This window comes from Nocardia nepalensis (assembly GCF_048910785.1).
In the GTDB taxonomy this organism is placed as follows: domain Bacteria; phylum Actinomycetota; class Actinomycetes; order Mycobacteriales; family Mycobacteriaceae; genus Nocardia; species Nocardia nepalensis.
The window spans coordinates 583,179-604,612 of sequence record NZ_JBKBET010000020.1 but is presented as its reverse complement, the minus strand read 5'-3'; the positions used below and the strand labels follow the sequence as shown (position 1 = coordinate 604,612).

The 21,434-nt window shown below is 66.2% G+C and carries 19 protein-coding genes; 10 read left to right on the top strand and 9 right to left on the bottom strand.

Annotated features, from left to right (window positions below; all coding sequences use genetic code 11):
• Nucleotides 1-105 precede the first annotated feature (105 nt).
• The 6 genes from ACHQ4I_RS13955 (at nucleotide 106) to ACHQ4I_RS13930 (ending at nucleotide 8,309) form a co-directional block, all read left to right on the top strand.
• Entirely contained in the window at nucleotides 106-1,302 is a 1,197-nt protein-coding gene (locus tag ACHQ4I_RS13955; RefSeq protein ID WP_420772126.1) for a serine/threonine-protein kinase, read from the top strand.
• Between the two features lie 174 nt (nucleotides 1,303-1,476).
• Nucleotides 1,477-3,336 carry a serine/threonine-protein kinase gene (locus ACHQ4I_RS13950; RefSeq protein ID WP_420772125.1) on the top strand — a complete coding sequence of 620 codons (1,860 nt, stop codon included), beginning with the start codon at nucleotides 1,477-1,479 and terminating at the stop codon, nucleotides 3,334-3,336.
• Nucleotides 3,337-3,627: 291 nt separating this feature from the next.
• Nucleotides 3,628-4,803, top strand: a complete 1,176-nt coding sequence (tuf, locus tag ACHQ4I_RS13945; protein WP_420772124.1) for an elongation factor Tu — start codon at nucleotides 3,628-3,630, stop codon at nucleotides 4,801-4,803.
• A 402-nt stretch (nucleotides 4,804-5,205) separates the two neighbouring features.
• A complete protein-coding gene (locus ACHQ4I_RS13940) occupies nucleotides 5,206-6,159 on the top strand; it encodes a hypothetical protein (protein WP_420772123.1) in 954 nt (317 codons plus the stop codon).
• 133 nt (nucleotides 6,160-6,292) lie between these two features.
• Nucleotides 6,293-7,648, top strand: a complete 1,356-nt coding sequence (locus ACHQ4I_RS13935) for a cytochrome P450 (RefSeq protein ID WP_420772122.1) — start codon at nucleotides 6,293-6,295, stop codon at nucleotides 7,646-7,648.
• A 79-nt stretch (nucleotides 7,649-7,727) separates the two neighbouring features.
• Entirely contained in the window at nucleotides 7,728-8,309 is a 582-nt protein-coding gene (locus ACHQ4I_RS13930; RefSeq protein ID WP_420772121.1) for a TerD family protein, read from the top strand.
• A 42-nt stretch (nucleotides 8,310-8,351) separates the two neighbouring features.
• On the opposite strand, the gene ACHQ4I_RS13925 is transcribed toward ACHQ4I_RS13930, so the two are convergent.
• The 9 genes from ACHQ4I_RS13925 to ACHQ4I_RS13885 all read right to left on the bottom strand — a co-directional run bounded on the left by ACHQ4I_RS13925 (nucleotide 8,352) and on the right by ACHQ4I_RS13885 (nucleotide 17,459).
• On the bottom strand, nucleotides 8,352-8,837 hold the full coding sequence (locus tag ACHQ4I_RS13925; RefSeq protein WP_420772120.1) for a glutathione peroxidase: 486 nt from the start codon (nucleotides 8,835-8,837) through the stop codon (nucleotides 8,352-8,354).
• Entirely contained in the window at nucleotides 8,834-10,060 is a 1,227-nt protein-coding gene (locus ACHQ4I_RS13920) for a cytochrome P450 (RefSeq protein ID WP_420772119.1), read from the bottom strand. The genes ACHQ4I_RS13925 and ACHQ4I_RS13920 overlap by 4 nt, the downstream gene beginning before the upstream one ends.
• A 25-nt stretch (nucleotides 10,061-10,085) precedes the next feature.
• Nucleotides 10,086-11,681, bottom strand: a complete 1,596-nt coding sequence (locus ACHQ4I_RS13915) for a succinic semialdehyde dehydrogenase (RefSeq protein WP_420772118.1) — start codon at nucleotides 11,679-11,681, stop codon at nucleotides 10,086-10,088.
• A gap of 109 nt (nucleotides 11,682-11,790) precedes the next feature.
• On the bottom strand, nucleotides 11,791-13,416 hold the full coding sequence (locus ACHQ4I_RS13910; protein ID WP_420772117.1) for an acyl-CoA synthetase: 1,626 nt from the start codon (nucleotides 13,414-13,416) through the stop codon (nucleotides 11,791-11,793).
• Nucleotides 13,417-13,439: 23 nt separating this feature from the next.
• Entirely contained in the window at nucleotides 13,440-14,678 is a 1,239-nt protein-coding gene (locus ACHQ4I_RS13905; protein WP_420772116.1) for a hypothetical protein, read from the bottom strand.
• The gene (locus ACHQ4I_RS13900; RefSeq protein ID WP_420772115.1) at nucleotides 14,678-15,229 is read right to left on the bottom strand and encodes a nuclear transport factor 2 family protein; all 552 of its coding nucleotides are present in this window, start codon (nucleotides 15,227-15,229) and stop codon (nucleotides 14,678-14,680) included. Before ACHQ4I_RS13900 ends, ACHQ4I_RS13905 begins: the two co-directional genes overlap by 1 nt.
• Complete coding sequence (locus ACHQ4I_RS13895) at nucleotides 15,229-15,444, bottom strand: ferredoxin (RefSeq protein WP_420772114.1); 216 nt, start codon at nucleotides 15,442-15,444, stop codon at nucleotides 15,229-15,231. Before ACHQ4I_RS13895 ends, ACHQ4I_RS13900 begins: the two co-directional genes overlap by 1 nt.
• Complete coding sequence (locus tag ACHQ4I_RS13890; protein WP_420772113.1) at nucleotides 15,441-16,253, bottom strand: SDR family oxidoreductase; 813 nt, start codon at nucleotides 16,251-16,253, stop codon at nucleotides 15,441-15,443. Before ACHQ4I_RS13890 ends, ACHQ4I_RS13895 begins: the two co-directional genes overlap by 4 nt.
• Entirely contained in the window at nucleotides 16,254-17,459 is a 1,206-nt protein-coding gene (locus ACHQ4I_RS13885) for a cytochrome P450 (RefSeq protein WP_420772112.1), read from the bottom strand.
• 364 nt (nucleotides 17,460-17,823) lie between these two features.
• Between ACHQ4I_RS13885 and ACHQ4I_RS13880 the strand changes: the two genes are divergently transcribed.
• From ACHQ4I_RS13880 to ACHQ4I_RS13865, 4 genes are read left to right on the top strand one after another with little or no spacing between them, the layout of a single operon-like run.
• Nucleotides 17,824-19,293 (top strand): aldehyde dehydrogenase, encoded by a 1,470-nt coding sequence (locus ACHQ4I_RS13880; RefSeq protein WP_420772111.1) that lies wholly within the window; start codon nucleotides 17,824-17,826, stop codon nucleotides 19,291-19,293.
• 31 nt (nucleotides 19,294-19,324) lie between these two features.
• The gene (locus ACHQ4I_RS13875) at nucleotides 19,325-20,077 is read left to right on the top strand and encodes an SDR family oxidoreductase (RefSeq protein ID WP_420772110.1); all 753 of its coding nucleotides are present in this window, start codon (nucleotides 19,325-19,327) and stop codon (nucleotides 20,075-20,077) included.
• Nucleotides 20,074-20,946, top strand: coding sequence for an NAD(P)-dependent oxidoreductase (locus ACHQ4I_RS13870; RefSeq protein WP_420772109.1), 873 nt, complete (start codon nucleotides 20,074-20,076; stop codon nucleotides 20,944-20,946). Before ACHQ4I_RS13875 ends, ACHQ4I_RS13870 begins: the two co-directional genes overlap by 4 nt.
• Nucleotides 20,939-21,409 (top strand): carboxymuconolactone decarboxylase family protein, encoded by a 471-nt coding sequence (locus tag ACHQ4I_RS13865; RefSeq protein WP_420772108.1) that lies wholly within the window; start codon nucleotides 20,939-20,941, stop codon nucleotides 21,407-21,409. Before ACHQ4I_RS13870 ends, ACHQ4I_RS13865 begins: the two co-directional genes overlap by 8 nt.
• The last annotated feature ends 25 nt before the right edge of the window (nucleotides 21,410-21,434 follow it).

Sequence of the window (21,434 nt, the reverse complement as noted above, 5' to 3'; positions counted from 1 at the left end):
ACGGTCTCGGGGACCCGGCGAAAGGCCGGGACGGACGGCAACGAACATGTTGCGCCGGGGCCGCTCGAACAGATACATCGGTAGGATCCAGGTGCTCGACCCGAAATGGGGGGTGAATCCACTGTGCTGCGAACTGGCGACGTTTTCGCTGGCTACACCATCAAACGTGTACTCGGCCAGGGCGGTATGGGCACCGTATTCCTGGCCCAGCATCCGCGCCTGCCGCGCCTGACCGCGCTGAAACTGTTGAAGCGCGAACTGTATACCGATGCCGAGATCCGGCACCGTTTCGAGCGGGAGGCCGATCTGGTCGCCCAGCTCGACCATCCGAATATCGTGACCGTCTACGACCGCGGCGCCGAGGACCAACAGCTCTGGATCTCGATGCAGTTCGTGCCCGGCGCGGACGCCTCCTGCGCCGATGTCAACGTGCTCGCGCCGGGTCGCGCGGTGCAGATCATCGCTGATACCGCCGCCGCCCTGGATTTCGCGCACGCCAACGGTGTACTGCACCGCGACGTGAAACCGGCCAATATCCTGCTGGCCAAGGCGCCGATCGGACAGCCGGAACGGGTGCTGCTCACCGATTTCGGCATCGCGGGCATGCGCGACAACGATTCCACGCCGAGTTCGCCGGGAACCATTACCGCCACCCTGGCTTACGCGGCGCCGGAGCAACTGACCGGCACGCCGGACTATCTGGCCGATCAGTACTCACTGGCCTGCTCGCTGTTCTGGATGCTGACCGGGGCCGCGCCGTTCCACGGGATAAATCCCATGGCCGTCATCAACGGCCACCTGTACGGCTCGGTACCGTCGCTGCGCGGCTATCGGCCCGACGTGCCCCCCGGGTTGGACGCGGTGCTGGCGCGGGCGATGGCCAAACGGCCCGCGGACCGGTTCGACAGCTGTACCGAATTCGCCGTGGCGGCCCGGCGGGCGCTGGTGTCGTCGGCGGCACACCCGCATCAGGGCAACGGGCACCCGTATCGCCCGCCGGCGGGCTTCGGCCCCGAATCGCGTGCCGGCACCGAACCGCCACACCATGCCGTTGCGCCCCGGAATCCGGTGCCATCTGAAAACGCGGTGCCGCCCAACACTTCCGAGCGAGTCGGGAGCAGCAGGACCACCCGGCCGACCGAGCCGACCAACCGCTCCGAGCCGCAGTCGCCGAGATCGCCTCAGCCACGCCTGCCGCTGCCGCCGCGACGGTTGGCGCGACCGGGCACCATCGCCCTTCCCGACATCCCACGCCGCCCGGGGAGAACACCTCCGGGCACCGCACCGCGGCCTCCGCCATAGCCGTGCGTTGTCCGGCGTCGCACGCGATATCGATAAGTCGACGATAACCAGGGCTTAAGCGAATCCTGCTATGGTTTCGATGTTTTCCGTGGTCAGGTGGTCCTGATCGCGCATTCTTATGCTGTACGCCAGTGCACCGGTGGGTCCCGGTGGCCGGCGGGAAGTGGAGCAGACATGCTGGCCAGCGGTGAGGTATTCGCCGGTTATGTCATCGATCGGCAATTGGGTCGCGGTGGCATGGGTTCGGTATACCTGGCGAAGCATCCGCGACTGCCGCGGATGACGGCGCTCAAGCTGCTGAACCGGGAGATGTTCTTCGATAAGGAGGTGCGGGCACGGTTCGAGCGGGAGGCGGATCTGGTCGCACAGCTCGATCACCCGAATATCGTCACCGTGTACGACCGCGGCCTCGAGGACGAGCAGCTGTGGATCTCGATGCAGTACATCGACGGCATCGACGCCGCATCGGTCGATCCGAAGTCGCTGCCGCCGGAGCGCGCGGTCCAGATCATCAAGGAGACCGCGGACGCGCTCGATTACGCCCACGGCATGGGCGTGCTGCACCGCGATGTGAAACCGGCGAATATCCTGCTGGCCCGTTCCGGCGGCGGGCGCGGTGAGCGGGTCTATCTGACCGACTTCGGCATCGCGCGCCTGCGCGACGACACCGGACATCTCACCCAGACCGGCACCTTCACCGCGACCCTGGCCTACGCTTCGCCCGAACAGCTGACCGGCGCCTCGCTCGATCACCGCTCGGACCAGTACTCGCTGGCATGCTCGCTGTTCTGGCTGTTCACCGGGTCGGGTCCGTTCGCGGCGACCAATCCGGCCGCGGTGATCCAGGGACATCTGCAGGGCACGCCCCCGGCATTGAGCAGCGTCCGTCCCGGGCTGCCCTACCAGCTGGACGCGGTGATGGCGAAGGCCATGGCCAAGCGGCCCGATGACCGGTTCGCCTCCTGCACGGAGTTCGCGGTGGCGGCCAAGCACGCACTCACCAATCCGAGCGTCCCGTCGATGCCGATCGTCGGCGGACCGCGCCCGGGCACCGGACCGGCGATTCCGGTGACGGGTGGCCCGCGGCCTACCACCGGGCAGCCGATGCCCGTGACCGGCACGCCGCATCCGGTGACGAACGGGCCGTACCCGCAGACCGCCGGGCCGTATCCGCAGACCGCCGGGCCGTATCCGCAGACCAGCGGACCGCAGACCATGCAGCCGCAGCCGTTGCCGCCGACGACCGTCAATCCCGCCGCGCAGGGCACCCCGCGTCCGCAGCCGGTGCAGACCGCGCCGACGCAGCAGCAACCGCATCCGAGCAATCCCTACAACCAGCAGCAGCCACTCGGGTTCGCGGCCCCGCCCCGGCCGCCGATGAGCGGACCCCGACCGGCCGCACCGCCGCAGCGCAAATCGAATGTCGGGCTGATCATCGCGCTGTGTGTCGGTCTGGTCGTGCTGTTGGTGATCGTGCTCGCGATCATCGGCGCGGTATCGAGCGGCGGTTCGTCGACATCCGGCGGCAGCAGCACGACGACCTCGTCCAGTTCGTCCAACGGTGGCAGCGGCTCGGTCGACGCCACCGCCGCCGCGATCAGCAAAGAGTTCCCGCGCATGGTGCCCGCCAGTGAGTCGGATTCGGTCGGCTACAACGGCGCGAAGTGCAATGCCCACAAGACCGGCGATCTGACCCTGCCGACCCCCGGTACGCCGGACTTCGGGGCCTGGGCCGCGCAGTGGGATTGCTACGGCGGCGGCGACAACGACGACCCGTTCTACACCATCTACGTCTACAAGAACGCCTCCGACGTGCAGAAGGTGCTGAGCAATCTGCCATCGGACGCCACCAAGTCGACCGATACCAATGGCGGAAAGTCCTACACCAACTACAAATTCGTCAACGACGGGCCGAAGATCGTCACCGCGTTCACCGGTGACAGCAAGCGCGCCCAATTCCTGATGTACGCCGACGGTCTGGCGGGCGCACAGGACGCGGTCCTGCGCTGGTGGCGCTCGGCCCCGCTGAACTGATATCGAGGCACTGAACCGGGCGCGAGCGAAAATCGCTCGCGCCCGGTTCTGTTCGGCCCGTACAGTTCACGGCATGTTCGGCCACACCATCGCTCTGGAGTCCGCGGTCGCGGGCGCGATGGCGGCTGCCCTGGCAGCGTCCGCAGCAGCGGCTGCGGCGCACCTCGACGGCGCCCGAAGCTGACCTTCCCCGGGATGTCCCGGGACCTCTGACGGGGAAGGTGGCCCGTCGCAGAGAGGTCCCCCGGCGACCGCGCGGTCGCCGGAAGTCATTCCTAGTCAGGGAAACTCATGTCCAAGAAGACGTATGTGCGGACCAAGCCGCATCTCAATATCGGCACCATGGGTCATGTCGACCACGGGAAGACCACGTTGACCGCGGCCATTACCAAGGTGCTCGCCGAGCGCGGCGGCGGCAGCTTCGTGCCGTTCGAGCGGATCGACCGGGCGCCGGAGGAGGCCTCGCGCGGCATAACCATCAATATCGCGCACGTCGAATACGAAACCGCCACCAGGCATTACGCGCACATCGATATGCCGGGCCATGCCGATTTCGTGAAGAACATGATCACCGGTGCGTCCCAGCTCGACGGGGCCATCCTGGTGGTCTCGGCGCAGGACGGCGTGATGCCGCAGACTGCCGAGCATGTGCTGCTCGCGCGTCAGGTCGGGGTGGAGCACATCGTGGTGGCGCTCAACAAGGCCGACGCGGGGGATCCGGAACTGCTCGACCTGATCGAGCTGGAGGTGCGGGAGCTGCTCAGTGCCCAGGGGTACCCGGGTGCCGAATTGCCGGTTGTGCGGGTCTCGGGTCTGCGTGCGCTGGAGGGTGATTCGCGGTGGACCGCGGCACTGCTCGAGCTGCTGGACGCCGTGGACACCCACGTGCCGACGCCCGTCCGCTACACCGACGCGCCGTTCCTGCTGCCGGTGGAGAATGTCCTGACCATCACCGGTCGGGGCACCGTCATCACCGGTGCGGTGGAGCGCGGCCGGATCCGGCTGGGCGACCGGGTGCAGCTGTTCGGCGGCGAGGAGCTGACCTCCGTCGTCACCGGGGTCGAAACCTTCGGCCGGACGATGGAGTTCGCGGAGGCGGGCGACAATGTCGCGTTGCTGCTGCGCGGCGTGCAGCGCGGTCAGGTGCGTCGCGGTCAGGTCGCGGCGGCGCCGGACAGCATCGCGGTGCACAGTCGGTTCACGGCGCGCGTGTACCTGCTGGGTACGGCGCAGGGCGGTCGGCGCACGCCGATCGGCACCGGCTACCGTCCGCAGTTCTACGTGCGCACCGGTGACGTCGTCGGCAACGTCACGCTGCCCGACGGCATCGCGGTCGCCCGCCCGGGCGAAACCATCGACCTGACGGTCGAATTGGGCCGCCCGGTTCCGCTGGAGTGGGGTCTCGGCTTCGCCATCCGCGAGGGTGGGCGGACGGTCGGCGCGGGCACCGTGCTGACCGTCGGCTAGCGACCGAAGGGGTGGGGCGCGGTGCGATGACCACACCGCGCCCCACTGCACCTGACCGTCGTTTGCCAGCCCGATCCGGTGTCGGGCGTAGCGGCCGGATCGCGCCGTCGAGATCTGACCGTCGCTTGCCACAGACGGTGACGGCCTGATCTGGTGTCGGGCGTAGCGGCCGGATCGCGGCATCGAGGCCTGACCGTCGCTTGCCACAGACGGTGACCGCCCGAGATCCGGTGTCGGGGCCGGATCGCGGCATCGAGCGGTGGATCGGGCAGCGCCGTTGATTGGAAGTCGAGTAGTTCGCTACTCATGCTGGTCGATTGCTGCGCGGCGCACCATGGGACCGGTGCTCGGGTGCGCGGCCATGCCTGATGGAGGTCGGGCCGCGCGGTGAAAGGAGCGTCGATGACAACCTATTCAGACAAAATCGCGGCGGCGGATATCGAGTTCGAAGAGCGGATCCCCGAGGACCGCCGATGGGAAATCTGGAACTCGATCAATGCGCTGGTCACGCGTCGGATAGCCGAGAATGTGCGCCGTCGTGAACGGGCCGCCGAGGACCGCTTCCTTGCCGACGGCTTACAGGAGCCGCTTTTGGACCAGGTGCGCGCCAGTGCGCGCGGCGCCGACGCACTGCGGCTGGCTGCCGAACGCGCACGGACCGGGACACTCGACGTCAGCGAATTGCCGACAGTAAGCGCGCAGGATCCGACACAGCACGTATCGGTGGGAATGCTCGACTATCCGTTCGCCACGAACCGTGATTTCGAAGGACCGGCGACGCGGATCTTCTCGATTCCCTACGACTTCTCCTGGTCATGGCACGATCAGCATGGCAGCGCGCCGTTCAACCAGATCATCACACGCAGCAGCGGCCGTGCCGCACTCGACGCTCGGGTCGGTAACGCCCCGGGTGCGACCGGCAGTTTCGTCGCAACTCATGCGGGCTATGGGGTGAGCCTGCGTTCGGATCACCGTGTCGCCTGCATGGCCCGCTCGCTGCGGTCCACACACGACGTCGGCGCGGCGAGCGTCGGATTGAATGCCGACGCGACCGTCGAAGCCGGATGCGAGATGACGGTCATGCAGAACGGTCACCTGGTCACCATCGCCGTCGATAAGCGTTTCCGTGGTCGAATCAGCGGCTCGGTCGGCCATCCCACCGAGAACTACAACTACGACAACGGCGGTTTCGGCACGGGCGAAACGATCGAGGTGTTGTGGACCATGGAGGCCGACACCAACTACGAACTCAATGTCGGCGCCTGGGTTTTCGCCGAGACGCAGCACGGCATCGGGGGCGCCGGAGCGCAGTCGCTGATCGACGCGAAGATCATTCTGATGAGCCTTTGGCAATGACCTCCGTGGGTCGCCCGCCGGGGATTCGGGGGTGCGGGGCCGGGCGCTGAACCTTGCCGGCCGCACGCCTCTCGTAGTACTGTCCAGACACGTGTCCATCACGTGTGTGGACAGATATCCCAGGAGGATTTCCATGACCCTGGTCAAGCCGCTGCGGGTTTCCGGAGGCGATCACGAGCACGGGCATCTCGACGAATTCCGGGTCGACCCGCTGGCGCTGATGCGGCGGGTCCGTGCGGAATGCGGGGATGTCGGGGCCTTCGATCTGGCGGGGCGGCACGTGATTCTGCTGTCCGGTGCCGAGGCCAACGAATTCTTCTTCCGGTCCGGCGACGAGGATCTCGATCAGGCCGCGGCCTATCCGTTCATGAAGCCGATTTTCGGCGAGGGCGTGGTCTTCGACGCGAGTCCGGAGCGGCGCAAGGAGATGCTGCACAACCAGGCGCTGCGGGCCGAGCAGATGCGTGGGCATGCCGCCACCATCGGGCGCGAGGTCGAGCGGATGCTGGCGGGCTGGGGTGAGGAGGGCGAGATCGATCTGCTCGATTTCTTCGCCGAGCTGACCATCTACACCTCATCGGCGTGCCTGATCGGCAAGCGTTTTCGCGATGAGCTCGACGAGCGCTTCGCCCGGCTCTACCACGATCTGGAGCGCGGCACCGATGCGCTGGCCTATGTGGATCCGTACGCGCCGATCGAAAGCTTCCGCCGCCGCGACGAGGCCCGCCGCGAACTGGTCGAGCTGGTGCAGGGCATCATGGATGGCCGCGCCGCGAATCCGCCTGCGAGCAAGGAAGATCGGGACATGCTCGACATCCTGATCTCGATCGAGGACGAACAGGGGCAGCCGCGGTTCAGCGCCAGCGAGATCACCGGGATGTTCATCTCGATGATGTTCGCGGGCCATCACACCACCTCCGGCACCGCGGCCTGGTCGGTGATCGAATTGCTCAGGCATCCGGAGGAATTGCGCCGCGTCGTCGACGAACTCGATGAGCTCTATGCCGATGGTTCCGATATCAGTTTCGGTGCGCTGCGCCGGATTCCGAATCTGGAGGCGGTGGTCAAGGAGACGCTGCGACTGCATCCGCCGCTGATCATTTTGATGCGGGTGGCCCAGGGCGAATTCGAGGTGTGCGGACATCGCATCGCGCCGGGTGATCTCGTCGCGGCGACGCCGGCCATCTCCAACCGGATTCCGGAGGACTTCCCGAATCCCGATCTATTCGATCCGGAGCGCTATATCGATCCGAATCAGGAAGATATCGTCAATCGCTGGACCTGGATTCCGTTCGGCGCCGGACGGCATCGCTGCGTCGGCGCGGCATTCGCGCTCATGCAGCTCAAGGCCATCTTCTCGATACTGTTGCGGGACTGGGAATTCGAGATGGCGCAGCCGTCGGACAGCTATCGCAATGACCACAGCAAGATGGTGGTGCAGCTGCAACAGCCGTGCGCCGTCCGCTACCGCAGACGGCGAAAGGCCTAGGAGAACGACCGGTTACCCGAGTGTGAGCGGGAAGATTCTGCGCCCCAAGGTGTTCCGGATTCACTTGTAGTGTGAAGACATGATCACGCTCAAAAAGGAAGATGGCGCCGCTGATCTCAACGGCATCACCAAGCTGACGGTCGGGGTGAGCTGGGACCCGTCGGGAGGCACCAGCGGTGGTGCGCTCGGGATGCTGCGCCGCAAGCGCGGTGTGGACCTGGATCTGATCGCCATTCTCATGCAGGGCTCCGAGCCGGTGCGATTCGCCGGTCTCGACTCCCTCGACCCGCTGGGCAATGGTTCGGTCCAGCACACCGGTGACGAGCAGACCGGCGCCGCCTCCGGCGACGACGAAGCGGTGCATGTCACCTTCGCGAATGTGCCCGAGGCCATCGACGCCATCATCTTCGTGGCCGCCGCATTCAAGAAGGGCTCCTCGTTCGAGAAGGCCAACAACATCTCGTTCAAGATCTACGACGCGACCGGCGGCAGCACCCAGCAGGTGGCCGATATCTGGCCGTCGTTGCTCGGCACGGATAACGCCAATGCCGTGGCCAAGGCGTTCCGCAACGGCGGAGCCTGGCAGCTCGAGGTGCTCAATCGCAAGGGCAAGATCAAGCAGGGCGATAAGCAGGCCCTGCTGCACTTCGCCATGGCGTAGGCGAGCAGCCGGAGCTCGGACGACGAGCTCCGGCCGTCATTGCTACAGAACGGATTCGACCGCGGTCACCACGGCCGCGTCATCGGGCGTGGTCCGCGGCCGGAACCGGCCGACTACCGCACCGTCACGGTCGATCAGGAACTTCTCGAAGTTCCACTGGATATCACCGGCCGCGCCCTCGGCATCCGCGGTTTCCACCAGTGCGGAGTAGAGCGGGTGCCGCTGCTCGCCATTGACATCGGTCTTCTCCAGCAGCGGGAAGTCGACGCCATAGGTGGTCGAACAGAACTCCGCGATCTCCTCGGCGGTACCCGGCTCCTGGCCCATGAACTGGTTACAGGGCACCCCGACCACGCTGAAACCGCGGTCGCCATAGGTCTTCTGCAACTCGACCAGTCCGGTGTACTGCGGCGTCAGCCCGCACTTGGAGGCCACGTTGACCAGCAGTACCGCTTTATCGCCGACCAGTTCGCCCAGTGTGGCCGGGTCGCCGGAGAGGGTACGTAGTGGAATGTTGCGGATATTCATTCGTATCGCACCTGCCAGTTCTTGATTCCATTGATCCACCCCGACCGTAACCGTACCGGATCGGCGACCTGGCTGATCTTGGGCATCACATCGGCAATGGCATTGAACATCAGGTCGATTTCCAGTCGCGCCAGGTTCGCCCCGACGCAGTAGTGCGCGCCGGTGCCGCCGAATCCGACATGCGGGTTCGGGTCGCGCAATACGTCGAAGGTGAACGGATTCTCGAAGGCGTCCTCGTCGAAATTGGCCGAGCTGTAGAAGATGCCCAGCCGCTGGCCCTTCTCGATCTGCTGCCCACCGAGTTCGGTGTCCTCGGTCGCGGTGCGCTGGAAGGCGTTCACCGGGGTGGCCCAGCGGACGATCTCATCGGGTGCGGTCCGGGGACGCTGCTCCCGATAGAGCTCCCACTGGTCGGGATGGTCCACGAAGGCCTTCATGCCGTGGGTGATGGCATTGCGGGTGGTCTCGTTGCCCGCGATGGCCAGCAGGATGACGAAGAACCCGAACTCGTCCGAGCCCAGCGCCTCGCCGTCGACGTCGGCATGCACCAACTGGCTGACGATGTCGTCGACCGGACGGGCGCGCCGCTGTTCGGCCATGTTCCAGGCATAGCCGAGGATTTCGGCGAAGGCCGTATTCGCGTCGCCGTATTCCGGATCGTCGTAGTTCAGCGTCTGATTCGACCATTCGAAAAGCTTGTGCCGATCCTCATTCGGCACGCCGAGCAGTTCCGCGATGGCCTGCAGCGGCAGTTCGCAGGCGACCTGCTGGACGAAGTCGCCGCCGCCGGTTCGCTTGGCCTCGTGCACGATTCGCGCCGCGCGTTCGGCGAGCGCCGCCCGCAGGCCCTCCACCGCGCGGGGAGTGAATCCCTTGGAAACGATCCGGCGGATCTTGGCGTGTTTGGGCGCGTCCATATTGACCAGCAGGGCGCCGGTGAGTTCGATCTGTTCCGGTGTGACATCGTCGGGCAGCCGGATGATCGCGCCCTTCTGCGCGGAGGAGTAGATCTCCGGATTGCGCGAAATCTCCTTCACGTCTTCGTGTTTGCTCACCACCCAGTACCCGCCGTCGCGGAAGCCGCCGGAGGTCGCGTCGGGCTGTGCGCACCACCACACCGGCGCGGTGCGGCGCAGGGTCGCGAATTCCTCGACCGGCATGCGGTTTTCCCACAGCGCGGGATCGGTGAAATCGAAGCCTGCCGGGAAAGCGGGCGCTGCCATAGCTACCTCCTGGGTGAAAATCGTTTCAGCGCAACCTGAGTCGGCGCATGAGCCGTAGGGTCGTCAGCGTGGTCTTCAGCTGCTTCTCGTAGGGGAGTCCGGCGCGGGCCGCCATCACCTGGCGCTTCTGTACGCCGATATTCACGGTGTCGGTGTACTTGAGCAGGCCGTGGTCGCCGTGCCTGGTGCCGACGCCGGACTGTTTGACGCCGCCCGACGGCGTGGACTTGGCGGCGTAGGTGGTTACGAAGCCGTCGTTGATATTGATATTCCCGGCTTCGAGCTGGGCGCCGATGCGGTTGGCGCGGGCCAGGTCTCGGCCCCAGACGCTGGCATTCAAGCCATAGGCCGTGTCGTTGGCGAGCCGGATCGCCTCCTGCTCGTCGGTGAACCGGTAGACGCTGACCACCGGGCCGAAGGTCTCCATGGTCGCGTGCGTCATCTCGGGGGTGACGTCGGTGAGCACTGTCGGCTCGTAGAACGCCGGGCCGATATCCGGTCGTGCGTTGCCGCCGGTCAATACCTTCGCGCCCTTCGCGCGCGCATCCGCCACGTGCGCCGCGACCCGCTCCATATGCTGCACCGATACCAGCGAACCGAATTCCGGTGTGTAGTCGTAGGCCGCGCCGATCTTGGCATTCAATTCTTCTGCCGCCGTGACCAATCGGCGCACGAATTCGTCATAGAGCCGGTCCTGCACGTAGATCCGTTCGATGTGCATACAGGCCTGTCCCGAATTCGCGAATACCGCGAATGCCGCACCGGGGATGACCTCGTCCAGATTCGCGTCATCCAACACGATCATCGGGTTCTTGCCGCCGAGTTCGAGGCTGCAGCCGATCAGATTGCGGCCCGCGCCCTCGCCGACCACCCGGCCGGTCGCGGTCGACCCGGTGAACATGACGAAGTCGGCATTGTCGATCAACGACGGACCCACCTCGGGGCCTTCACCGCATACGACCTGGAACAGCCCCTTCGGCAGCCCCGCCCGATACAGCAGCTCCACCCCGAACAGCGCGCAGAGCGCGGTCTTGTTATCGGGTTTGAGCACGACGCCATTGCCCGCCATCAGCGCGGGCATCGAATCCGACAGCGCGATGGCGAACGGGAAGTTCCACGGGGCGATGACCGCGACGACGCCCTTGGGGCGGTGTTCCTCGGTCGAGGTGGTGATCAGCGGCACCGGGCCGCCGCGCCGCTTGGGCTTCAACACCCGGCGCGCTGTCTTGAGGTAGTGGCTGATGACCATCGGGACGTCGCAGGACTCCTCGAAGGCCATCCGGCGGGTCTTGCCGCAGCCGATCTGGATCAGGTCGGCGATGGTTTCGTGTTCGGCGAGGATCAGCTCGTGCGCGCGCTCGAACACCCGCAGGCGGCGCTGCAGCGGCCAGGCCGCCCATTCCTTCTGGGCGGCGCGGGCGGTCGCGTAGGCGGCGGCGACGTCCTCGGGTGTCGACTGCGGCAGTTCGCCGACCACGGCTGCGGTGTAGACCTCGACCATCGAATACGGGTCGGCGGTGCCGGAGGCCGCGACCAGCCCGGTCAGCCTGCCGATCAGCTCTTCGGTGATCCGGGCGGGCAGCGCCGGTGCGGCATCCTTCTTGGCTTCGGCTGTGTTCATCGGACCTTCTTCGCGACGACGGCGGATACCCTCGAATTAGAACACGTTCTCATTGTGTCTGCCAGGGGCTTCGCCCGGATGACCTGGTCGAATGCGTGCCGAAACACGCTCAATCCGCTCGATGGTCCGGTGCGCGGCCGGCCGCGAACTCCTTGGCCCAGCGGTAATCGGGCTTACCGCTGGGAGCCCGCGTGACCGCCCGCGCGATCCAGATCTGCCTGGGCACCTTGTAACCCGCCAGATGCTTGCGCACATGGCGCTCCAGCGCCGCGAAATCCACCGGTTCGGTGCCCGCGACGGACACCACCGCCGCCACCTGCTGCCCCCAGCGCTCGTGCGGTATCCCGATCACCACGGCGTCATATATGGCCTCGTGCGCCTTCACCACGCTCTCGACCTCTTCGACGAAGACCTTCTCGCCGCCGGTATTGACGACCATATTGCCGCGCCCGATCAGCGTCACCGAGCCGTCCGCCTCGACCTTGGCGCGATCGTCGGTCACCACGATCCGCGTGCCGTCGACCGTCTTGAACAGCCGCTCGGTCTTCTCCGGATCCTTGTAATAGCCGATCGGCACCGCACCGGTCTTGGCGAGCCAGCCTTCGGTACCCGGGGCGACCGGCCGTCCCGCGTCATCGACGACGATCGCGCCGCGCCCGCTCTGCACCCGGGGGCCGCGCCCGGGATTGTCGTCCTTCTGCGCGAAACCGATACCGCCGAAACCGGTTTCGGAGGAGCCGATCGCATCGGAGACCACGGCCCACGGAAACAGTTCCAGCAGTGTGTTTTTCACCGGTTGCGACAGCAGCGCCGCGCCGGAGGCGATGGCGACGAGGGAGGTGGCCTCCACCGGCGCGGCGCGGTAGGCGTCGATCAGTGGGCGTGCCATGGCGTCTCCGGTGATCACCATGATCTGTGGGCGGCGTTGTTCGACCACCTGCCACACCCGGTGCGCATCGAACTTGGGCTCGAAGATCACGGCATTGCCGGACCAGAGGGCGGTGAAGGTCGGCATCATGGCGGCGGCGTGGATGAGCGGCGGGAGTATGAACCAGGTGCCGGGTTCGCTCTGTGCGCCGACGCGGGACTGCTGGTATTCGTCGGAAACCGGTTCGCCGGTGAAGAAGTCGATGCCGCCGCCCAGTACGCGCCACATGTCTTCCTGTCGCCACATGACGCCCTTGGGGCGGCCGGTGGTGCCGCCGGTGTACATCATGAACAGGTCGTCGGCGGTGCGATCGATGGTGCGACGGGTAGGGGAGCCCGAGAGAAGTGCCTGCTCATAGGACGCGGGCAGCGTCGCCGGGATGATCGCATCGGTGTGGATGGGGGTGGGTTGCCGGTCGTCGACGATCAGCAGATGTATCGGCGGCCCATCGGCGATTGCCTGCAGCGCCGCATCGGCGTAGGTCTCGTGGCACACCAGCACTTCGAGATCGGCATTGTCGTAGAGATAGCGCAGCTCTTCCACGCCGTAGCGGTAGTTGATATTGATCGGGACGGCTCGTGCCTTGAAGCAGGCAATGAGGGTGGTCATGGTCTCGATGCCGTTGTGCATCTGAAAACCCACATGGGTACCGGGGCCGACGCCGATGGAGCCGAGATGATCGGCCAACCGGTTCGCGCGGGCGTCGAGCTCGGCGAGGGTGAGCGCGAGATCGCCCTCGATCAGCGCCGTGCGATCCGGCATCGCGTCGACCGCGTGCTCGAACAGGTCGGCGAAGTTGTGGGACATGGCAATTCACTCTCTCGGTGCGCTCATCGGACCACGGTGAGCGGCAACGGGATGCCGCGGTCGGTGAAGGTGAAGGCGGCGCCGGTGCTGATCCGGGTGATGGCCACCTCGGTCGCCTCCTTGAACGGCGCTGCGGCGAGGGCGATTTCGGCGGTCCAGCCGTGCTCGTCGGCGGTGGCCGCGCGTGCGTAGAACCGCGGATTCACACCGCGCACCATCGCCTCCAGCGGCGCGAGATGGTCGGGGTCGAGCATCGACGGCCAGGTGCGGTCGGTGCCGGCATCGCTGTGCCACGGCACCCGCAGTCGCAGCGCTTCGTCGGTGTAGGAGACTTCGATGCCGGTGTACGACAACGGGTTCCACGCTGGATGCAGTCGCAGAACCGCTGCCAGTGCGGCCGTGTCGTCGCCGAATCCGAGCGCGGTGCGGATCCGCTCGGAGGTGAGTCCGGCGATACCGGTGAATTGTTTGCGGCCGATATCGGTTGCGGCGTCGGCGGAGCGGGCGCGCACGGCGGTCATGAAACCGATGGTGAGCAGGTGGTGCTGCAGGCAGACCTCGTCGGCCATGCGTACCAGCGCCGATTTCGAGAAGTCGGCGAAGCGCAGATCGCTCAGCAGCGGACCGGCGTAATCGCCGCGGCCGGGATCGTCGGTATCGATCGGCGACAACTCCAGTTGCGCGGCCCGTGAGTTCGCCACCACCTCGGCGTTGGGCGGTGTGGGCGGCGGGATATGTGCCGGGTCGATGGTGACGGTCCACGCGCACACCGGCTTTCGGTCGGCCGGGTGCCGTGGCGGCCGGTGGATCGGCCGGACCTGGGCATGCGGATTGGTGGCCAGGGCGGTCGCGTCGAAGGTCGGATCCTCGATGTCGTGGCACATCGACACCACGAAGTCCTCGCCCAGTGGCTCCACATCCGCCAGTGCGCCGCAGTGATCGAGCCAGAACTCGCCGTGATCGCGATCGTCGACGCGGAACCGGAAGTCCATGAACTGCGGTGGCGCACCGATATCGAGTTGCAGGCCCTTGAATATCGTCGCCACGTCATCGCCGTCGAAGCCCAGTGCGGTGCGCATGCGGCGGGTGTAGATCGGACTGGCGAGCTGCCACTCCTCGATGGCGACCGCCGTCATACCCTCGCGGCCGAATGCCGCAATGGAGTGCGCCATTCCGGACCGGTCGATCAGATGCCCGCACAGCAGGAGTTCGGGCAGCAGCGTCGCCAGTTCGGTCCGCGACAGCCGGTCGAAGCTCGACATCACCACAGTGCAACCGGTGCTTCGCCGATCCGATACCAGCCCGGCAGCTTCTTGCCGGAGACCGACCGTTCGATGCGCTTTTGCATACCCGGTGTCAGCGCGTTGTTCTGGATCATCTCCATGAACAGCTGTGAGACATTGCCGAGGTCGAAAAAGTCACGTTGCCAGGACCATTGGTAGTCGCCGCCGTAGCGGAACCAGCTGCCGCCGATGCCCTCTGGGCTGTAGTTGCGGCCGTCGGCGCGCTTGTTATCGCTGACCTGCTTCCAGAAGCCGATGACATCGCCGCTGCGCTCATCGATGACGAACTGCTGGTACGGATAGGACCAGCCCTCCAGCCCCTCCATCTCCTGACCGAGTGCGAGTTCCCGGATCTCCGCCCGCCCGACCGCCATGAATTCCTGGGTGGGGCCGTAATTCCAGCCGTAGGTGGCGTCCTCGGTGTACATCTCGGCGAGCGGCTTCCAGTCGCCCTTTTCCTCGCAGCGCTGGTTCTCCAGGATCCAGCGGCGCACCATCTCGTCGAGTTCGGCGCGGTCGAAATCTGGCATTACTGTGTTCCTTTCGCGGGTTCGTCCTCGCGGATCGACAGCGCTTGGGTGGGGCAGTAGCGCACAGCGCGTTCGATATCGGCGCGCGCGTCGGGACCTGGTGTGGGGTAGAGGATTTCGACCTTGCCGCGCTTGGGCACGGTGAAGGCGGATGGCGCTTCGTCCTGGCAGACGGCGTGCCCCTGGCACAGATCGAGATCGGCGATGATCCTCACTGTGGGCTCCTGTCCTGATCATTCGAATCCGGTAACGGACGCAGCGGCGCCTCGGGCTGGACCTCGATCAGCACGAGATGCGCGCCGCGTGGCGCGGATACGACGGCAATGACCGCGGCGGCCAGATCGGTGGCGCGCAGCATGTACGGGTGGCGGGCGAATCCCCAGGTCTTCCAGTCCTCCAGCAGCGGGCCGACCACGTCGGGGGTCGAATTCATGCCCATACCGGTCAATGTCGGACCAGGCCGCACGAGTGAGGCGCGAACTCCGGTGCCCTCCAGCTCCATTCGCATCTGCTGGACCATCGCCTCCAGTCCGGCCTTGGCCGCACTGTAGGCACCCGTGCGCGGACGGGGTTCCTCCGCGCAGTCGGAGCTGATCAGGACGAAATCGCCGCGCTGCCTTCGGGTCATCCCCGGCAGTACGCGGTGCACCAGTCGTTGCGCGCCCACCAGATGCACCTGCACCTGCTGCAGGAACCGCTCCGGCGCCATCTCGTGGACCAGCGAGAATTCGATATCGCCCGCACCGGAGACCAGGATCTCGGTCGGGCCGAGGTCATCTTCGGCGGCAACGACGAACTCGTCGATGGATGCCGCGTCGGTGACATCGAGCTGGTGGGCGAAGGCTTCGCCGCCATTGGCGCGGATCTTGGCGGCCAGCGCCTCGCACTGATCTACCCGGCGTGCACCGAGTGCGACCGGGTGCCCGAGTTCGGCGAGTGCTTGCGCCGTGGCGGCGCCGATCCCGGAGGAGGCTCCGGCCACGATCGCCGGTCGGCGAACGGGATTGGGTTCGAACCGTGGCATCTACTTGGCCTCCACGACGATGGGGAGTTTGGCGAAACCGCGGACATTGGTCGAGTGCACCCGCACGATGCCGGTGTCCGCGACGTCGTAGGACCGCACGCGCGAGACGAATTCGCGCAGCGCGACACCGGCCTCCAAGCGGGCCAGATGCGCACCGAGGCAGAAGTGCACGCCCGCACCGAAGCTGGCCAGCCCGGACTTATCGGTGCGTCCGATGCGGTAGGTGTCGCCGTCGGCGAAGACCTCCGGGTCCCGATTGGCCGAACCGATCAACAGCAGCACCTTCGAGCCCGCGGGGATGGTGCGGTCGTGCTGGTCGATATCGACCGCGGCGCAGCGCGCGACCAGCTGGCTGGAGGTGTCGTAACGCAGTGTTTCCTCGACCCAGTCGGTGACCAGCTCGGGTTCCGCGACGACCTTGGCGTATTCGCCCGGATTCCGTGCGCTCCAATACAGCGCGTTGCCGAGGAGTTTGGTGGTGGTCTCGTTTCCGGCGACCACCATCAGGAACATGAAGCCGATGATCTCCTCGTCGGTCAGCGTATCGCCGTCGATTTCGGCATCCAGCAGTGCGGAAGTGAGATCCGTTGTGGGCGAGCGCCTTCGCTCGGCGACCATATCGGCGTAGTAGGTGATGAGTTTGATCGATGCCTGCGCGGCGGCTATCGGGACGTCCAGCACACCGTCCTCGCGGTGCACCACCAGATCGGCCAGCATGCGGATCTCCGCGCGGTCGACCTCGGGCACGCCCATCAGTTCGGAGATGACGTCCATCGGGAGTTTGCCCGCGACCTCATCGATCCAGTCGAAGGATCCGGTCGCGATGGCCGGTTCGAGATAGGACAGCGTCAGTTCCCGGATCCGGTCTTCCATCTCGGCCACCCGCTTGGGCGTGAAACCCTTGTAGACGAGTCGGCGCATGCGCAGATGCCGCGGATCGTCCATGGCCAGGAACGACATCACCCGGTGTGCGTGCGGACCCCAGGCCGCCGGATCCAGCGAGACCCCGTTGGCGCTGGACAGTCGCACATTGTCCCGGAAGGCCGCGGTCACATCCGCGTGCCGGGACAGCGCCCAGAAATCCAGTTCGGCGTTGTAGTAGAGCGGCGCTTCGGTGCGCAGCCGCTCATAGGTGGGGTACGGGTCCTCGTGGAACGCGTAGTCGTAGGGGTCGAAGATCAGGGGCTCCAGGGAGGCGGCCGTCATCGCGATAACCCGTAGTTCGAGAACCAGTTCTCATCGATGACCGGTGTCGCGTCACCAATGGGAGACACATAGCTGGACATGTGTCTGGACGGTACCACCGGCTCCTCGGATGCGACAGTGCTTTGCCTGAACAATCTGTCGATGTCGAGGTGAGCGCGGGTTGCTCGGACCGCATTGTGATCAGTGGTTCTCGGCGGGGTGATCAGCCGGGCCCCGGAGGTCAGTTCTGAAACGGGTTCTTGCGCCGGATCGCGCGCCGAGACTATATTCCGTACACCTGTCCAGACAGCATCGGAGCATCCATGAGCGAGCGAATCATGTGCCAGCGCACGCTGCGCATGACGGAGCCCAGCGAGGCACAGTCATGAGCGGCCTTTTGCCCGCCGACGGTTCGCGCCTGCTGATCGGCGGCAAATTGGTCACCGGCGGGGACGGCGTCTTCGCGACGGTGAACCCGGCGACCGAAGAGGTCATCGGCCAGGCCGCGAATGCGAACGGCACGGATATGGACGCGGCCATCGCCGCCGCGCGCACCGCATTCGACGACACCGACTGGTCGCGCGATCATGCCTTCCGGGCCCGCTGCCTCGAGCAGTTGCGCACCGCGTTGCAGAGCAATATCGACGAGTTGCGCGAGATCACCATCGCCGAGGCGGGCGCGCCGACGATGCTGACCCGCGGACCGCAACTGGAAGGCCCGGTCGCGGATCTGGCCTTCTCCGCGTCGCTGGCCGAAAACTACAGCTGGGAAACCGATCTCGGCACCGCGACGCCCATGGGCATCGCGAGTCACCGGGTGCTGCGTCGTGAGGCGATCGGCGTGGTCGGCGCGATCACGCCGTGGAACTTCCCGCACCAGATCAATTTCGCCAAACTCGGTCCCGCGCTCGCGGCCGGAAATACGGTGGTGCTCAAGCCCGCACCGGATACCCCGTGGTGCGCGGCGGCGGTCGGCGCGATCATCGCCGAGCAGACCGATATCCCGCCCGGCGTGGTCAATATCGTGACCTCCACCGATCACGGTCTGGGCGCGCAGCTCAGCACCGATGCGCGGGTCGATATGGTCAGCTTCACCGGCTCGACGCAGACCGGCAAATCGGTGATGGCCGGCGCGGCGACGACTTTGAAGAAGGCCTTCCTCGAACTCGGCGGCAAATCGGCGTTCATCGTGCTCGACGACGCGAATATCGCGGGAGCCTGTTCGGTAGCGGCCTTCTCGGTATCGGTGCACGCGGGGCAGGGGTGCGCGCTGACCACCCGGCTGCTGGTGCCGCGCGCGGCATATGACGAAGCGGTCCAGGCCGCGGCGGGCACACTGGCCGGCATCGTGCCGGGCGATCCGACCGATGCGCGCACCGTCTGCGGGCCGTTGATCTCCGAACGGCAGCGCGCCAGGGTCGAGCGGTATCTCGAGATAGCGCGTGCCGAGGGCGGTCGGATCGTGGTCGGCGGCGGTCGTCCGGCGGGCCGCGAGCGCGGCTACTTCGTCGAACCGACATTGATCGCGGATGTGCCCAATTCCGCGACGGTGGCCCGCGAGGAGATCTTCGGACCCGTCCTCGTGGTGATCCCCTACGACGGCGACGACGACGCGATCCGGATCGCCAACGACTCCCCCTACGGTCTCTCCGGATCCGTGTGGGGCACCGACCCGGACCGAATTCGGCACGTCACCAACGGGGTTCGCACCGGCACGCTCAGCGTCAACGGCGGCGTCTGGTACTCGGCCGATGCCCCGTTCGGCGGCTACAAGCAATCCGGTATCGGGCGCGAGATGGGCGTCGCCGGGTTCGAGGAGTACTTGGAAACCAAACTCATCGCCACCGCCGGATAGACCCGAGCACAGCCGCAGAGGAGCTGATTTCATGACCCGATTTCCGGGAAAGACCGCCATCGTCACCGGCGCCGCCCAAGGCATCGGCGCCGCATACGCCAGGGCCTTGGCCCGCGAGGGCGCGAATGTCGTGGTCGCCGACCTGAATACCGAACGCGGTAAGGCGGTCGCGGCGGAGATCACCGCGGCCGGCGGTACCGCCATCTTCGGCGAGGTCGATGTGGCCGATCCGGAATCGGCCAGCGCCCTGGCCGAATTGACCGTCCGCGAATTCGGCGCGATCGACCATCTGGTGAACAATGCCGCGATCTACGGCGAGATGAAGCTCAACCTGCTGCTCACCGTGCCATGGGACTACTACAAGAAGTTCATGAGCGTGAATATGGACGGTGCGCTGAATATGACCCGCGCGGTCTGGCAGCACATGGTCAAGGCGGGCGGCGGATCGATCGTCAACCAGTCCTCCACCGCCGCATGGACATACTCCAGCTTCTACGGGTTGGCCAAGGTCGGCATCAACGGCCTGACCCAGCAGCTCGCGTTCGAACTCGGCGGTTCCAAGATCCGCATCAATGCCATCGCGCCCGGCCCCATCGATACCGAAGCCACGAAAACCGTGACACCGAGCGTCATCGTCGACGATATGGTGAAACGCCTGCCGCTCAAGCGGATGGGCACACCGGATGATCTGGTCGGCGCCTGCCTATATCTGCTCTCGGACGAGGCGAGCTGGGTCACCGGGCAGATCTTCAATGTCGACGGCGGGCAAGTGTTCCGGTCATGAGCGACGAATTGCGGGTCGGGTTCATCGGTTTGGGAAATATGGGCGCACCGATGGCCAAGAGCCTGCTGGCCTGGCCCGGCGGGCTCACCGTCTGCGATATGCGGCCCGATGCCGTGCAGCCGTTCACCGAAGCCGGTGCGGCCGTGGCCGTTTCCGCCGCCGAGGTCGCCGAGAAGGCCGCCGTCGTTTCGGTCACGGTGCTCAACGACGAGCAGGTGCGGGCGGTGGTCGCCGGGCCCGACGGCCTGTTGCGGGCGGCCGCGCCGGGCACCGTGATCGCCGTGCACTCCACCATCAGCGACCGGACCGCCGAAGAGCTGGCGGGCGAATGTGGCGAGCACGGCGTCGAATTGGTGGACGCACCGGTCAGCGGTGGTGCACCGGGCGCCGCACGCGGCAAGCTCGCGGTCATGGTCGGCGGCAGCGATGCCGCGTTCGAGCGGGTTCGCGGCCCCTTCGGATGTTTCGCCGATCTGGTCGTGCACGCCGGACCGGTCGGTGCCGGCACCCGGATGAAGTTGGCGCGCAACCTCTTGCACTTCATCGCATTCACCGCCGCAACCGAGGCGCAGCGGCTCGCCGAGGCCGCGAATATCGATATCACCGTGCTGGGCAAGGTCGTTCGGCACTCCGACGCGGTCACCGGCGGCCCCGGCGCCATCATGCTGCGCGACCGCACCGCACCGATCGAGCCGAATGACTTCTGGCTGCCGATCCTGAGCCATGTGCGCGATCTCGGCGAGAAGGACCTCAGCCTGGCCCTGGATCTCGGCGCGCGACTGGGCGTCGAGCTGCCGCTGGCCGAACTGGCTCTCGACCGCCTCGGGCCCGGGCTCGGCGTGCCACGCGAAAGGGAAAACAATGAGTGACGCATCGCGTAGCGACAACGGATCCGCCGAGACCGTGCGCCAGCGCGGGCTGGCCAAGATGGCCGAGGTCTACGGCACCGAATTCCAGGACTATCCGGGCGAACACTTCGCCGTGACCGCCGACCATCTCTTCGCCGATATCTGGTCGCGTCCCGGACTGACCATCCGCGACCGCCGCCTGATCCTGCTCGGCGCGCTCACCGCCCAAGGCCTGATGGATACGGCGGGCATCCAGATCGGCGCGGCGCTGCGCAACGAGGAGTTGACCGAGGCGCAACTGCACGAGATCGCGCTGTTCCTCTGCCACTACGTCGGCTGGCCCAATGGGACCAAACTCGACCTGCTGGTGGGAACGATCGTCGCCCAACAGAAAAAGGCGGCGCGCAAGCAGGCCGAACAGGCGGGGAAGTCCGAATCGTCCGAAGACGCTGACCCTTTCGAGCGACCTGCAAGCAGTCGCTAGCGGACAAGCTCCGGCGATCCGGTGC